14 protein-coding genes and 1 tRNA gene are annotated in these 14839 nt (G+C 70.7%); 14 read left to right on the top strand and 1 reads right to left on the bottom strand.

Annotated elements, in window-relative coordinates; translation table 11 throughout:
- Positions 1–68 precede the first annotated feature (68 nt).
- The 7 genes from ACFY16_RS01240 to ACFY16_RS01210 all read left to right on the top strand — a co-directional run bounded on the left by ACFY16_RS01240 (position 69) and on the right by ACFY16_RS01210 (position 8914).
- The gene (locus ACFY16_RS01240) at positions 69–2174 is read left to right on the top strand and encodes a hypothetical protein (protein ID WP_390644994.1); all 2106 of its coding nucleotides are present in this window, start codon (positions 69–71) and stop codon (positions 2172–2174) included.
- 234 nt (positions 2175–2408) lie between these two features.
- Positions 2409–3629, top strand: a complete 1221-nt coding sequence (locus ACFY16_RS01235; RefSeq protein WP_390644993.1) for a glycosyltransferase family 2 protein — start codon at positions 2409–2411, stop codon at positions 3627–3629.
- A 241-nt stretch (positions 3630–3870) separates the two neighbouring features.
- Positions 3871–4977: a glutamate 5-kinase gene (proB, locus tag ACFY16_RS01230; RefSeq protein ID WP_390644992.1), complete on the top strand. Its 1107-nt coding sequence runs from the start codon at positions 3871–3873 to the stop codon at positions 4975–4977.
- 138 nt (positions 4978–5115) lie between these two features.
- Positions 5116–5601: a hypothetical protein gene (locus ACFY16_RS01225; RefSeq protein ID WP_390646067.1), complete on the top strand. Its 486-nt coding sequence runs from the start codon at positions 5116–5118 to the stop codon at positions 5599–5601.
- Between the two features lie 82 nt (positions 5602–5683).
- Positions 5684–6970, top strand: a complete 1287-nt coding sequence (locus ACFY16_RS01220; RefSeq protein ID WP_390644991.1) for a glutamate-5-semialdehyde dehydrogenase — start codon at positions 5684–5686, stop codon at positions 6968–6970.
- A gap of 182 nt (positions 6971–7152) precedes the next feature.
- Entirely contained in the window at positions 7153–7755 is a 603-nt protein-coding gene (locus ACFY16_RS01215) for a hypothetical protein (RefSeq protein WP_390644990.1), read from the top strand.
- Between the two features lie 88 nt (positions 7756–7843).
- Positions 7844–8914, top strand: a complete 1071-nt coding sequence (locus ACFY16_RS01210; RefSeq protein WP_390644989.1) for a hypothetical protein — start codon at positions 7844–7846, stop codon at positions 8912–8914.
- Positions 8915–9103: 189 nt separating this feature from the next.
- On the opposite strand, the gene ACFY16_RS01205 is transcribed toward ACFY16_RS01210, so the two are convergent.
- The gene (locus ACFY16_RS01205; RefSeq protein WP_390644988.1) at positions 9104–10231 is read right to left on the bottom strand and encodes a M48 family metallopeptidase; all 1128 of its coding nucleotides are present in this window, start codon (positions 10229–10231) and stop codon (positions 9104–9106) included.
- Between the two features lie 148 nt (positions 10232–10379).
- Between ACFY16_RS01205 and ACFY16_RS01200 the strand changes: the two genes are divergently transcribed.
- From ACFY16_RS01200 to ACFY16_RS01170, 7 genes are all read left to right on the top strand, one after another.
- Positions 10380–10541 (top strand): hypothetical protein, encoded by a 162-nt coding sequence (locus tag ACFY16_RS01200; RefSeq protein WP_390644987.1) that lies wholly within the window; start codon positions 10380–10382, stop codon positions 10539–10541.
- Between the two features lie 146 nt (positions 10542–10687).
- Complete coding sequence (locus tag ACFY16_RS01195) at positions 10688–10852, top strand: hypothetical protein (protein ID WP_390644986.1); 165 nt, start codon at positions 10688–10690, stop codon at positions 10850–10852.
- An 80-nt stretch (positions 10853–10932) separates the two neighbouring features.
- Positions 10933–11679 (top strand): nicotinate-nucleotide adenylyltransferase, encoded by a 747-nt coding sequence (gene nadD, locus ACFY16_RS01190; protein ID WP_390644985.1) that lies wholly within the window; start codon positions 10933–10935, stop codon positions 11677–11679.
- Between the two features lie 16 nt (positions 11680–11695).
- On the top strand, positions 11696–13429 hold the full coding sequence (locus ACFY16_RS01185) for a LytR C-terminal domain-containing protein (RefSeq protein ID WP_390644984.1): 1734 nt from the start codon (positions 11696–11698) through the stop codon (positions 13427–13429).
- Between the two features lie 102 nt (positions 13430–13531).
- On the top strand, positions 13532–13978 hold the full coding sequence (gene rsfS, locus ACFY16_RS01180) for a ribosome silencing factor (RefSeq protein WP_390644983.1): 447 nt from the start codon (positions 13532–13534) through the stop codon (positions 13976–13978).
- The gene (locus tag ACFY16_RS01175) at positions 13975–14658 is read left to right on the top strand and encodes a histidine phosphatase family protein (protein WP_390644982.1); all 684 of its coding nucleotides are present in this window, start codon (positions 13975–13977) and stop codon (positions 14656–14658) included. Before rsfS ends, ACFY16_RS01175 begins: the two co-directional genes overlap by 4 nt.
- 106 nt (positions 14659–14764) lie before the next feature.
- A tRNA-Ala gene (locus ACFY16_RS01170) sits at positions 14765–14837 on the top strand.
- Positions 14838–14839: the final 2 nt, after the last annotated feature.

Here is a 14839-nt window from a genome sequence, read left to right as displayed (position 1 = left end):
AATTTCCGGAACTTTCCGGACTCTGATTGGCCCAGACAACCAGCACCCCTCCCAGAGCAGGTTCCTCCGTGATATCCACAGCTATTCGCGTCGCCCGGGTGGGCAGCGTGGCCGAGCTGGCCGCGGCGGCCCTCATGATGCTGGGCTTCCCCTGCCTCATGCTGGCCGCGCTCGTCCCGAGCGTTCCCGCCTTCGCGGCCGCGGCCGCCGTGACGTACCTGGCGGACCACTATCTGCACCGCAAGGGCAGCTATCTCGTCAGCCGCCTGAGCAAGGTGCGGGCGGGTCTGTCGATCCGCTTCCTGATCCGCCAGCTGCTCCTGGTCCTGCTGCTCGCCCGCCTGGACCTCACGGAAGGCCTGATCTTCTACGGCGCGATCGCCTGCTTCATCGCCTTCTACGGCTTCCAGGCCCCGCACGGCGTGCTGGCGACCCTGATCGGCAACCGCCGCCGTATGCCCGTCGTCACCCGCAACGTCGACCTCGTCTCCCGCGTCCGCATCCCGGACGCCCCGCCGCGCTTCCTGCTGAACCGCTCCGCCGAGAAGATGCTCCACCTCGACATCGCGGCGGTCGTCGGCCTGCTGGTCTCCGCGGTCACCGAGTCGGCCGTGCCCGGCTCCATCGGCATCGGCGTCACGCTGGGCCTGGGCGCGCTGTACGTCGTCGCGCTGCTGCCGTACCTGCGCGGCAAGCGGATCCCGCCGAAGGCCGACAAGGTGCTGGGCGCCCTCAGCGCCTGGCTGCGCGAGTACCGGCCGGAGACGGTGCTGTACTTCTCGGGCTCCAAGGACTCCGCCTACCAGGTCAACATGTGGCTGGAGACCATGGAGCAGCTGGACACCCGGCCGCTGATCATCCTGCGCGAGCGCGTCATCATCGAGAAGCTGGCGCCCACCACGGTCCCCGTCGTCTGCGTGCCCGGAGGGGTGCACCTGATGAACATGGACCTGTCGACCGTGCGCGTCACGCTGTACGCGGCGAACGTCGGCAAGAACATCCACATGCTGCGCGTGCCCACCATGAAGCACGTCTTCATCGGCCACGGCGACAGCGACAAGCTCGCCAGCGTCAACCCGTTCAGCAAGGTGTACGACGAGGTGTGGACCGCCGGCCGCGCGGGCCGAGACCGGTACGCCATCGCCGACGTCGGTGTGCGTGACGAGGACATCGCGGAGGTCGGCCGCCCGCAGCTGGCACCGATCCGGACCTGGCAGGGCGTGCCGGGCGATCGCATGCCGACGGTTCTGTACGCGCCGACCTGGGAGGGCTGGGACGACAACCCCGGCAACACCTCGATCCTGCTCGCCGGCGAGAACATCGTGAAGAAGCTGGTCACGGCCGACCCGCCGGTGCGCGTCCTGTACAAGCCGCACCCCTTCACCGGTACCCGCAGCGCCAAGGCCGGCGCCGCGCACCGGCGCATCACCGCCCTGGTCGAGAAGGCCGCCGCCGAGCGCGCCGCCGACCCGCGTTTCAAGGCGGACACGGGCGCCCAGGCCAAGGCGAAGGCGGAACTGGCCCGTATCGAGGCCCGGCTCGCCGAGCTGTCCGGGCCCGGTGGCGACCGGGGCGACGAGGCCGAGGCCGCCCGCGACGGCCTGGCCGACCTCAGGAGGCACGAGGAGACCGCCCGGCTGCGCGCCGAGTGGAACGCCGCCTACTGGCGTTCCTTCGGCTCCTCCGAGCACCGGGTCATCACGGGCGCCGAACCGCGCCTGTACGACTGCTTCAACGTCTCCGACGCGATGGTCTCCGACATCTCCAGCGTGGTCTCCGACTTCATCGCCAGCGGCAAGCCGTACGCGGTGACGGACTCCGCCGAGCTGGGCGTGGAGGAGTTCAAGCGGCAGAACACCGCGGTGCGCGCCGCGGTGATCCTCTCCAACAGCGCGGCCGAGCTGGGCGAGCTGCTGGACGCCGTACGCGACCCGGCCGGGGACCCGCTGGCACAGGACCGCAAGGAGCTCAAGCGGTATCTGCTCGGGCCCGACGAGCCGACGTCGATCGAGCAGTTCAACACCGCGGTGGCCAACCTCGCGCTGAAGGCCGAGGCCCGCAACGTCGGGCAGCGCTCGCGCGCCGCGCTCGACGCTGCGGAGCTGGCGAACGCCCTGCCCGGACAGCGGGTGTCGGCGGCCGGCGAGACGGACGGTGTGGCAGCGGCAGGCTGACCGGCCCACGTACGGAGCGGCTCGGCCCCCGGGGAACATTCCCCGGGGGCCGAGCCTTTTTTGCGCTCTTACCGTCCTTGTCTTACCGACCCCGTCTAACCTGAATCCTGCCAGTTATTCGTGTGATTCGGATCACGAATACGGGTGGGTGGGGCAACCGCTTGCCCCGTTCAACCGTCTACCGGGTAGCTAATTAGCTGATTCAGGGGAAATTTTCCGTGATGAGGGGGAAATGTGGCCGTGACGCAGCCTGATGTGAGCGTGATCATCGGGGCGTACGAGGCGATGCCGTATCTGGTCGAGTGCCTCGCCTCGGTCGAGGCGCAGACCATCGACTCGGCACGCATCGAGGTCATCGCGGTCGACGACGGTTCCACCGACGGCACCGGGGACTATCTGGAGGAGTTCGCCGCCCGTGCCCCCATGCCCGTCACGGTGATCCGCCAGGAGAACTCCGGCGGCCCCAGCGGCCCGCGCAACGTCGGCCTCGGCAAGGCCGCCGGGCGCTACGTCTTCTTCCTCGACGCCGACGACCGGCTCGGCCCCGAGGCGCTGGAGCGTATGGTCGCCATGGCCGACGAGAACGGCACGGACGTCGTGCTCGGCAAGGTCGAGGGCGTCAACCGCAACGCGCCCAAGTCGATGTGGGGCAAGACGCTGAAGCGCACCGACGTCTACTCCTCCAACATCAAGTTCACGCTCAGCGCGCAGAAGCTCTTCCGCCGCGCGCTGCTGGAACGCCACGGCATGCGCTTCGACGAGTCCCTGTGGACCGGCGAGGACGCGCTGTTCACGATGGAGGCCTATCTGCGGGCCGACGGCGTCTCCGTCGTCGCCGACTACACCTGCTATTACCTGGTGGGCCGCGAGGACGGCAAGCACGTGACGAAGAGCGGGAGTTACACGCTCCGCTTCGACTCGGCGCGGGCGCTGATGAAGCTGATAGCGGAGATGGTCCCGGCCGGTTCCAAGCGTGACGTGCTCATGGTCCGTCCGTTCCAGGTCACGCTGCTGCCGCAGTTCGGGCCGGTGTTCCTCAGGGACGGCGAGGAGATCCAGCGGAACAAGTTCGAGCTGGCCAAGCCGCTGATGGACGCTCACTGGAACGAAGGCGTCGCCCACCGGCTGAAGGTCCACGAGCGACTGCGGCTGCACCTGGTGGCCCAGCAGCGCCCCGACCTCCTCAAGGACGTGGTCGAGTTCGTCAGGGCCAAGCGGCAGGCCGCCGCCATCCTGGAGAAGCGGGGCACCCGGGTCTACCTGGTCTACCCCCACTTCCGCTCCAAGAAGGCCGGCATACCCGACCGGATCTACCTCGCCGAACCCCGCGAGGCCAAGGCCTTCCTGGGCTGGCGCGAGGGCACGGCCGACTCCTTCCTTCGCCGAGCCCTGCGCAAGGTCCGCCGGACGCTGACCTCGCGGGCGACGCCGGGGAAGACAGCCGCGGCGGCCTGAGGGGGCTCGGGCTCAGGGAGTGGCCGGCCGCGGGGGTGACCTCAAAGCCGGCCGCAGACCACCTCGCCACCCGTCAGGTGCGCGACGCCAGGACGGCAGACGTGGTGAACCTTTGTCGGATCCAGGTGTCCGGGAGCTGGACCGATGTGCGCCGCGCGGCCCCCGTCCCGTAGATTCCCGAGCGGGGCAGCCGAACGGACGCGAGGGGACAGACGGCAAGGTGGCAAGGGCAAGGCAAGCCGTGAGCGAGGCCCGCAGGATCGTCGTCAAGGTGGGTTCCTCGTCGCTGACCACCGCCTCGGGCGGACTGGACGCCGACCGGGTCGACGCGCTCGTCGACGTCCTCGCCAAGAGCCGCAGCGGGGGAGAGAAGGAGATCGTCCTCGTCTCCTCCGGCGCCATCGCCGCCGGCCTCGCCCCGCTGGGCCTGCGCCGCCGCCCCAAGGACCTCGCCCGCCAGCAGGCCGCCGCCAGCGTAGGCCAGGGCCTGCTGGTGGCCCGCTACACCGCCTCCTTCGCCCGCTACGGCGTCCGCGTCGGCCAGATTCTGCTCACCTCCGACGACATGAGCCGCCGCGCCCATCACCGCAACGCCTCCCGCACCCTCGACAAGCTCCTCGCCATGGGCGCCTTCCCGATCGTCAACGAGAACGACACCGTCGCCACGGACGAGATCCGCTTCGGCGACAACGACCGCCTCGCCGCCCTCGTCGCCCACCTCGTCCACGCCGACCTGCTCGTGCTGCTCTCCGACATCGACGGCGTGTACGACGGAGACCCCAGCAAGCCCGGCACCTCACGGATAGCGGAGGTGAGCGGACCCGCCGACCTCGAGGGCATCGAGATCGGCAGCGCGGGCAAGGCCGGCGTCGGCACCGGCGGCATGGTCACCAAGGTCGAGGCGGCCCGGATCGCGGCAGCCGCCGGCATTCCCGTGGTGCTCACCAGCGCGGTCCATGCCGCCGAGGCCCTCTCCGGCGGCGACACCGGCACCTACTTCCACCCGGCCGGCAAGCGCTCCGCCGACCGGCTGCTGTGGCTCCAGCACGCCTCCACCCCGCAGGGCTCGCTGACCCTCGACGACGGCGCGGTGCGCGCGATCGTCGAGCGGCGCAAGTCGCTGCTGCCGGCCGGCATCGCCGCCGTCGAGGGCGAGTTCACCGCCGGCGACCCCGTCGAACTGCGCGACGGTACGGGTCACGCGGTGGCCCGCGGGCTGGTCAACTTCGACGCGAAGGAGATCCCCCGGCTGATCGGCCGCTCGACCCACGAGCTGGCGCGCGAGCTGGGCCCCGCGTACGAACGCGAGATCGTACACAGGGACGACCTGGTGATCCTGCACCCGTAAACCGGGTCGAACGACCGCTCCCGGTGGGGGACCTTCCGTAAAACCGCCACGCGAAGCCGTCCGGCCTGCTCAACTTTGACTGAGGGACACAATCCGCAGGAGCACTGCGCAGGCGTGAAGGAGGCCGTCGTGAGACGAGTGCGCCCTGGGGCGGCGGCGTCCCGCGGTGGCGCCGAAGGCGCCCGTGGCACCCGTGCCGCCTCCTCCCGCGCCTCCGGCGAGGAACGCGCCCTGACCAGCGTCGCGGCCGGCGACCGCTACGCGGGCGAGGCTCCCGCGGACCTGCCCCGCCTGTGGCACATCACCCTCAGCCTCTCCGGCGCCGCGGCCCCCATCAAGGAGGTCCGGCGCGCACTCGAACAGCTGGCCAATGACCACCCCTTCCTGCTGACCAGCCGGTACGCCCAGGACCACGCTGAGATCCGCTACTGGGAAGAGGCCCGCGACCTGCACGACGCCGCCGCCGTCGCCCTGCGCCTGTGGGGCGAGCACCGCCAGACCGCGGGCCTGCCGCCCTGGGAGATCGTCGGCCTGGAGGTCATCGACCGCGAGACCTATCACCAGCGCATCGCCGAGGGCTACGGCCCGGCCCCGGCGACCCCGGTCGGCGTCCACCCCTTTTAGGAGCCCTTCGGACCCTTCGGGCGTTGTCTCGGGGTTTGGGATGACCGCTGGACGGCCCCGCCCCGCGCACTACCCTGCCATCATGACCATGCTCTCTCCGTACGACTCCATGTCACCGGTCACCCAGGCCGCCTACCGGGCCAAGGCCGCCGCCGCCGACCTCGCGCCGCTGCCGCGGGCCGTGAAGGACGACGCGCTGCTCGCCGTCGCGGACGCGCTGGAGGTCCGTACGAGCGAGATCGTGGAGGCCAACGCCAAGGACATCGCCAAGGCCCGCGAGGCCGGCACCAGCGAGGCGATCATCGACCGCCTCACGCTCACCCCGGAGCGGGTGCGCGCCATCGCCTCCGACGTGCGCGACGTCGTGGCCCTGCCCGACCCGGTCGGCGAGGTCGTCCGCGGCTCCACCCTCCCCAACGGCATCGACCTGCGCCAGGTCCGCGTTCCGCTCGGCGTCGTCGGGATCATCTACGAGGCCCGCCCGAACGTCACCGTGGACGCCGCCGCCCTCTGTCTGAAGTCCGGCAACGCGGTGCTGCTGCGCGGTTCGGCCTCCGCCTACGAGTCGAACACCGCCCTCGTGCGCGTCATCCGGGATGCCGTCGGCGGCGCCGGGCTGCCCGCCGACGCCGTGCAGCTCGTGCCGGGCGAGAGCCGCGAGAGCGTCCGCGAGCTGATGCGCGCCCGCGGCCTGGTCGACGTCCTCATCCCGCGCGGCGGCGCCTCCCTCATCCGGACCGTCGTCGCCGAGTCCACCGTCCCCGTCATCGAGACCGGCACCGGCAACTGTCACGTCTACGTCGACGCCCACGCCGACCTGGACATGGCGATCGACATCCTGATCAACTCCAAGGCGCAGCGCGTCAGCGTCTGCAACGCCGCCGAGACCCTCCTGGTCCACCAGGACATCGCCCCCGAGTTCCTGCCCCGCGCCCTGGACGCCCTCGCCGAGGCCGGGGTCACCGTCCACGCCGACGAGCGGGTACTGGCGTACGCCAAGGACTCCAAGGCCGACGTCGTCGAGGCCACGCCGGAGGACTGGGAGACCGAGTACCTCTCGTACGACATCGCGGCCGCCGTCGTCGACTCCCTCGACCGGGCCGTGGAGCACATCCGGCTGTGGACCTCCGGGCACACCGAGGCCATCGTCACCACCTCCCAGCAGGCCGCCCGCCGCTTCACCCAACTGGTCGACTCCACGACGGTCGCCGTCAACGCCTCGACCCGCTTCACCGACGGCGGCCAGTTCGGCTTCGGCGCGGAGATCGGCATCTCCACGCAGAAGCTGCACGCGCGTGGCCCGATGGGCCTGCCCGAGCTCACCAGCACCAAGTACATCGTCACCGGGGACGGGCACATCCGGCGCTGAGGCCGGGCGTACCCCGCCTCGGAGGCGCACGCCGGGGCAGGGGCGCACGCCGGGGCAGAGGAGCGTGGTGGAGCAGGGGCGCAGGGTGGGGCATATGCGCCCTGCAAGCGCGCCCGGCCTGCCTCCGTGCCGCGGCGAAGCTGTATCGGCAGGCAGACGAATTTCCATACCGTCTGCCCAAATTGACCCCTCAGGTCTACTCTGGATCCGTGCCGGAGGACGTGGGGGGCACGCCGTTCCCTGACGGCTGGGAGCCCGACGACGACCACGACCGCGGGGTGTCGGACGAAGAGTTCGCCTCCGTGGTCTTCGACGAGGCCTTCGTACAGGCGGCCGTGGTGCACGAGCCGACCGCCGTCGAACGCCTCCTGGCCGCCGCGCAAGCAAGAGCGGAGGCCTCCGAGGCCGAGGCCCGCCGGGCCCACGCCAGGGGCGAGCGGTACGACGACGGATACGGACCCGGCGATTTCGGCCATGATCCGGACCTCGACGACCTGACCGACCCCGACGACCCCGATGCCCTGGAACGCCGCTACGGCGCCCCGGGGCCGTACGGCAGGCAGGTCCGCTGGCACCGTCCCGTCGCCTGGATGCTGGCCCTCGTGATGGGGATCGGCATGGTCGCGCTGGCCTTCACGGCGGTCTACCGCGGCGCCTCCTCCAGTAACCGAGACCGGGCTCCGCTGCCCGCCTCGACCGGCCTCGAGCAGGGCAGCGCGGCCACGCCCTCCGCATCCGCCGACTACTCCCAGCCAGCCGTCTCGGTGATCCCGCGCACTCCCTGAAGGGCGGCGGCGGTCCTGGTGAGAACCTGTCAGAACTTGTCGTGTACCAGGGCGTTTACCGGGGCTCCGTGAGACCTACCCTGAAAGTATGGGCGGACCTGGAGACCCACCTGAGGGGACCCCCGAGGGCGCTCCCGGAGGTGGAGAGGACGAGTACCGATCCGTCGTCTTCGACGAGTCGTTCGTCCGTGCTGCCCGGATCCAGGAGTACTCCGCGCAGGAGCGCATGGCCGACCACACACCCGCCGTGCGGCGCCGCCCGACCCTGCACCGGGGCCTGTCCCGGCAGGCGTTCATTTTGGTCCTGCTGATCGCCGTCGCCTTCGGCACCGCGATCTACATGGGCGTACGGAACCCCTACCAGACCCCCGCGGCCCAGCAGCCCGCCGAGCCGCTGCGGATGACCGTCATCCCACTCTCCCCGCAGGGCAAGGTGCCCGGCGTGGCCGACCCCGAGTACCTGTACACGCACAGCCCCGCCGCGCAGTTCCGCATCGGCGCCGAGGGCATACCGCTGCCCGCCTCCCGGCGCACCGCGCACTTCTCGGACAGCCAGGTCGTGACCGCCCTGACCACCGCCAAGGACTACATAGTCCGCTCCTCCCTCTACCCGGAGGTGCTCACCGGACAGCAGGTCCGTCCCGTGCGCGTCCTCGTCGACTCGGGGCAACTCGACCAGTTCGACCAGAGCTTCGACCACCCGATCGCCGACGGACGGCACGCGCCCACCGGATGGCTGGTTCGCTTCGACCCCGCCCAGGCCGAGCTGGCCGACCGCAAGATCCGGGTACAGGGCACGCTGTCGGCCGCCGAGACCGACTCCTCCACCCTCGAGGTCACCGCGGACCACACCTTCGTGTACGCGCTGCGGCCGACCGGTTCCGGGGACAAGGCCGAGGTGTCCCTGTTCACCGTCCGGCGCGAGCTGCACTTCCGCTTCGACCGCGACGACCTGCGGCTGCGCCAGGCCCAGCTCGTCGTCTCCTACGTCCAGGCCGGCCCGCTGTCCTGCGCCGAGGACTCCACGAACCACCTGCACCCGCTGCTCGCCGGCCAGACCGCGAAGAGCGGCGGCCCGGCCGGCACCGACCCGTATGCGACGGGCAACGCGACGGCACTGTGCGGGGCGCTGGCACCGAGCGCGCAGCCGAAGGTGTGATCGCGGCCGAAGCGTGAAAGGCCCGAAAGCATGATCGCGGCCGAAGGTGCGAACCGGTGTGAACCGGTCGGTCGCTCGTGGCCAGCTCAGTCTTCTGGCCCGTTCAGTCTTCGTCGCGCGCTCAGTCTTGGTCGCGCGGTCTTGGTCGCGCGCTCGGGCTTGGCTGCCCGCTCAGTCCTCGTCTCTCGCTCAGTCCCCGTCGCGCGGAGCGGTGTCCGTCGGCGGCTCGTCCGAGTGCGGCTGGTCCGACGCCGGCCGGTCCTTCGGCGGAGGCGGGCTGGTGAAGCCGCCGAAGCCACGCCGCACCCGGCCGCCCAGGTCGCCCGCCCCGCCCGCGATGTCGGTGACCAGCTTCATCAGCGGGTCCTTGGAGCTTCTGACATGGCCGGCGTAGCTCGCGGCCGACTCACGGAACGAGTCCGTGACCGAGGTGTCCTTGTCCTCGCTGCGCCGCGAGTAGTGGCCGTCCATGATCCGCTGGTAGTCCCGGGACTCGGCCCACTTCTTCAGCTCGGCCGCGCGCACGGTGGTGAAGGGGTGGGAGCGGGGCAGCACGTTCAGGATCTTCAGCACGGAGTCGCGCAGGTCGCCGCCGGCCTCGTACTCCTCGGCCTGCTGGAGGAACGCGTCCACGTTCATCTCGTGCAGGTGGTTGCCGCCGGCGATCTTCATCAGACCGCGCATCGAGGCCCGCAGATCCTGGCCCACCAGCAGGCCCGCGCGGTCGGCGGACAACTCCGACTTGCGGAACCACTCCCGCAGCGCCGTCACGATCGCCATGATCGCGAGGTTGCCCAGCGGAATCCAGGCGACCCTCAGGGCCAGGCTGGTCAGGAACAGCAGGATCGTGCGGTACACGGAGTGGCCGGACAGGGCGTGACCCACCTCGTGGCCGATGACCGCCCGCATCTCCTCCTCGTCGAGCAGCTCGACCAGGCCGGTGGTGACCACGATGATCGGCTCGTCCAGACCGATGCACATCGCGTTCGGCTGCGGGTCCTGGTTGACGTACATCGGCGGGACCTTCTCCAGGTCCAGGGTGTAACAGGCGTCCCGCAGCATGTCGTTGAGGTGCGTGAACTGCTGGTCCGACACCCGCACCGAGTCGGACAGGAACAGCAGCCGCAGGCTCCGCTCGGGCAGCAGCCCGCTGAGCGCCTTGAAGACCGTGTCGAAGCCGCTGAGCTTGCGCAGCGCCACCAGGGCGGAGCGATCGGCCGGGTGCTCGTACGCACGCGAGGAGATCCCCTCGAAACGCCTGCGCTGCCTGCTCGGCACGTGCTCGTGCCCCTTGTGCTGGTGGCCGTCGTCGGACATGTCTTCCCCCATGTACGTGGTGAGTGCCCTGTGGGCGGTGCACGGTGTGCGATCCCACCGTGCGCGGTGCCCCTGCGTGCCCCCGAAGCTCAGCCCAGCCTAGGCGGAGTTACCGTGGACGGGCAGTACAGCAAAGGAGTCCAACGCCATGGAGCACACACCCGCAGCCGCCTGGCTCGCCGAGGCCGCGAGCGCGGCCGACCAGCAAGGGGCGGGCAATCTGCTCCGGGTCGTCCTGATCGTGATGGTCCTGGGCTGCGTGCTCACCGCATGGTTCCTGCTGCGGGGCTACAAGCGGAAAGACGACTGACAGCATCCGAAAGTTCCCCAACGGCGGAGTCGGCGTGATCGCCGCCGAGCCGCCCGCTTACGATGGGCCGACGTTTTTGTCCCGCCCTCCCCCACTCTCGACTTCGCTCGAGCGGGGGGACCTCCATCGGATAGGTCCTGCTGAAGATGAGCTTCCACAGCGCCGCAGCCCAGTTGGTCACTCTCGCCGCCGAGGGCGAGGAGCACGGCGGCAACCACAACAGCCTCAACCCCCTGGTCACAGGCGGCAGCGCGTTCCTCATCCTGCTGCTTCTGCTGTGGGTCACCACCCGCTTCAACCGCGACCGCTGAATCCGGCGAGGGCCCTCCCGGGGCCGCCCGGGGGATCTGACGGCCGAGGCCCCCAGGCCGGGCCGGTAGGGTCTGCACGCATGGGAGAGCAGGACATGCCTACCGGTCCGGCGAACGACACGGTCGGCAAGGCCGAGGCGGCCGACATGGCTGACACGGAACGCGTCACCGCGGGCGAGATACAGCGCCGTCCGGCGCACATGCGGGCCGGCGGCCCGGGCAGCGGGCCGTCGAGCCCGGGCAAGCGCCGCCTCGGCGTCATGGGCGGCACCTTCGACCCGATCCACCACGGGCACCTCGTGGCGGCCAGCGAGGTCGCCGCGCAGTTCCACCTCGACGAGGTGGTGTTCGTTCCGACCGGCCAGCCGTGGCAGAAGACCCACCGCAAGGTCTCCCCGGCCGAGGACCGCTATCTGATGACGGTCATTGCGACCGCCGAGAACCCGCAGTTCTCGGTGAGCCGCCTCGACATCGACCGCGGCGGCCCGACCTACACCGTCGACACCCTGCGCGACCTGCGCGCGCTCAACCCCGACACCGATCTGTTCTTCATCACCGGTGCCGACGCCCTCGCCCAGCTGCTGACCTGGCGGGACACCGAGGAACTTTTCTCCCTGGCGCACTTCGTCGGGGTCACCCGACCGGGGCACCAGCTGACTGACCCCGGCCTCCCCGAGGGCGGCGTCTCCCTCGTAGAGGTCCCCGCGCTCGCCATCTCCTCCACAGACTGCCGTGCGAGAGTCGCCAAGGGCGACCCCGTCTGGTATCTGGTGCCGGACGGAGTCGTGCGCTACATCGACAAGCGCGAGCTGTACCGCGGCGAGTGAGCCGAGAGGGGCACCGGTGAACGACCGATACGACGCGGAGTACGGTGGCGGCCAGTACGAGCTCGTCGGCTACGACGAGTACGGCCGGCCGGTGTACCAGCAGGTCCAGGCGCAACAGGCGCCACAGGCACCGCGGCAGACGTACGACCCGTACGCGCAACAAGGCTATGGATACGACCCGTACGCCACGGGCCGTCAGCAGCCCGTGCCCACGTACGACCCCTACGACACCGGCCGGCAGGCTCCGGTCCCCCCTTACGACCCCTACGGCACCGGGACGCACCCGGGCGCGGGCACGCACGGCGGCGCCGGCACCGCGGCCCCGTACGACCCCTACGGGCAGACCGCCACCAGCGGCCAGCAGCCTCGTGTCGCCGAGCAGACCGCCCACATCCCGCAGCAGCCCGGCCCGGCGGACGACCCCGCGGCGCCGGCGGCAGAGGCGCCGGACGCCTCGGGCCGGTCGCAACGGGAGTACCACACGGAGCAGTTCGCCTTCGTCGAGGAGCCCGACGGCGACTCCGAAGACGTCATCGACTGGCTGGCGTTCACCGAGAACCGCACCGAGCGCCGCGAGGAGGCCCGCCGCCGAGCCCGCAGCCGCGTCGTGGCCCTGGTGGTGGTCCTGGCCCTGGTCGCGGTCGGCGGAGTCGGCTATCTCTGGTACGCCGGAAAGCTGCCCGGCCTGCCGAAGTCGGACACCAAGTCCAGCGCCACGACGGCCGCGGGCGCCCAGAACCGCGACGTGATCGTCGTCCACCTGCACAACACCAAGAAGGGCGGCACCTCCACGGCGCTGCTCGTCGACAACACCACCACCAAGCAGGGCAGCACGGTCCTGCTGCCCAACTCCCTCGCGGTGACCGACGACGACGGCTCCTCCACGACGCTCGCCAAGTCGGTCGACGACGACGGCTCCTCCGGGACGCGCGACGCGCTGGACACGGTCCTCGGCACCGACATCGAGGGCACCTGGCGCCTGGACACCCCCTACCTGCAGAACCTCGTCGATCTCGTCGGCAACATCGAGGTCGACACCAACACCGACGTCCCCGACCCCGACGCCGAGAAGAAGAACGCCGCCCCGCTCGTCCACAAGGGCGACGACCAGACCCTCAGCGGCAAGATGGCCGTCGCCTACGCCACCTACCGCGCCTCCGGCGAGGCCCAGAACGCCCAGCTGGAGCGGTTCGGCCAGGTCATGCAGGGCGTGCTGCGCAAGGTGTCCTCCGACGCGCAGGCCGCGACGGTCACCGTGCAGACGCTGGCGCAGATCCTCGACCCGCCGCTGACCGACAGCGACCTCGGCGCCTTCCTCGCCAAGCTCGCCGACCTCGCCAAGGGCGGCGACTACAAGACGGCGCTGCTGCCCGTCCAGTCCGACGGCACGCTGAGCGCGCAGGCGAGCGACAGCGTGGTCAAGGACGTGCTCGGCGGCACCGCGAAGAGCCCCGACCAGGGCTCCGCGGTCCGCGTCTCCGTCCAGAACGCCAGCGGCACGAAGGACAACGCCGAGAAGGCCCGCGTCGCGCTCCTCAACGGCGGCTTCACCTTCCTGGACGGCGGCACCGACTCCACCACCCAGGCCACCTCGAAGGTCACCTACGCCGACGCCGCCGACAAGGAGAACGCCACCGAGGTCGCCAAGACCCTGGGCCTGCCCACCAGCTCCGTCACCAAGGGCAAGATCTCCGCGAACGCGACCGTCGTGGTGGTCCTGGGTCAGAACTACAAGCCCTCGTCGTCCTAGGCGAGGGGGCCGTGCCCCCACGTGATCCGGTCATCACGTGGGGTGCCGTCGGCGGTCCGTGAGACCCTTGGTGACAAGTGACCGCCGACGGAAAGCCATGTAGTGACCGCCACTGACCGTTCCATCGAGCTCATCAACAGCGCCGCCCAGGCGGCCGCCGACAAGCTCGCGCACGACATCATCGCCTACGACGTCAGCGATGTGCTGTCGATCACGGACGCCTTCCTGCTGGCCTCCGCCCCCAACGACCGCCAGGTCAAGTCCATCGTCGACGAGATCGAGGAGCGGCTCCAGAAGGAGCTCGGCGCCAAGCCGGTGCGCCGTGAGGGCGACCGCGAGGCCCGCTGGGTCCTGCTCGACTACGTCGACATCGTCGTCCACGTCCAGCACAGCGAGGAGCGGGTCTTCTACGCCCTGGAGCGGCTGTGGAAGGACTGCCCCGAGCTCGCGCTGCCCGCCGACGCGCAGGCGACCCGCGGCAAGGCCGAGGAGCACGCCAAGCTGCAGGCAGCCGAGGAGGCGGCCGAGCCGGGCGGTGAGTGGCGATGACCGCACCGGGTGCCGAGGCCGGCTCCCCGGCCGACTCGAAGCCCGGCCGGGGCCGCCGCGTCATCCTCTGGCGGCACGGCCAGACCTCCTGGAACGTCGAGCGCCGCTTCCAGGGCACCACGGACGTCGAGCTCACCGAGACCGGCGTCGCCCAGGCCCGCCGCGCCGCCCGGCTGCTCGCCTCCCTGCGGCCCGACGCGATCGTCGCCTCCGACCTCCAGCGGGCCGCCGACACGGCCGCTGAGCTCTCCGCTCTCACCGGCCTGCAGGTGACCCACGACGAGGGCCTGCGCGAGACCTACGCAGGCGTCTGGCAAGGGCTGACGCACGAGGAGATCCTCGCCCGGCACGGCGAGGAGTACGCCGCGTGGAAGCGCGGTGAGCCGGTGCGCCGCGGCGGCGGCGAACTGGAGAGCGAGGTCGCCGACCGCGCCGCCCCCGTCGTCCTCGATCACGCCGAGAAGCTCCCCGACGACGGCACCCTCGTCGTGGTCAGCCATGGCGGCACGATCCGCACCACGATCGGACGCCTCCTCGGCCTGGAGACCCAGCACTGGGAGAGCCTCGGCGGCCTCTCCAACTGCTGCTGGTCCGTCCTCGGCGAAGGCGCCCGGGGCTGGCGCCTGCTCGAGCACAACGCCGGCACCCTGCCGGAGCCGGTGCTCGGCGACGACGACTGACCGCCGGTTCGGGTGCGCACCGCGGCCCGATACCCCGGATTTCACTTTCCGGCAGGTCGCAGGCTAAAGTTCTTCTTGTTCGCACCGCGGAGCGGGAAGAACGCAAGGGGCTATAGCTCAGTTGGTAGAGCGCCTGCATGGCATGCAGGAGGTCAGGAGTTCAATTCTCCTTAGCTCCACA

This window comes from Streptomyces sp. NPDC001315 (assembly GCF_042896175.1).
Classification (GTDB): domain Bacteria; phylum Actinomycetota; class Actinomycetes; order Streptomycetales; family Streptomycetaceae; genus Streptomyces.
Note: the sequence above shows the minus strand (reverse complement) of the source record. Positions and strands in the feature narration are given on the sequence as shown.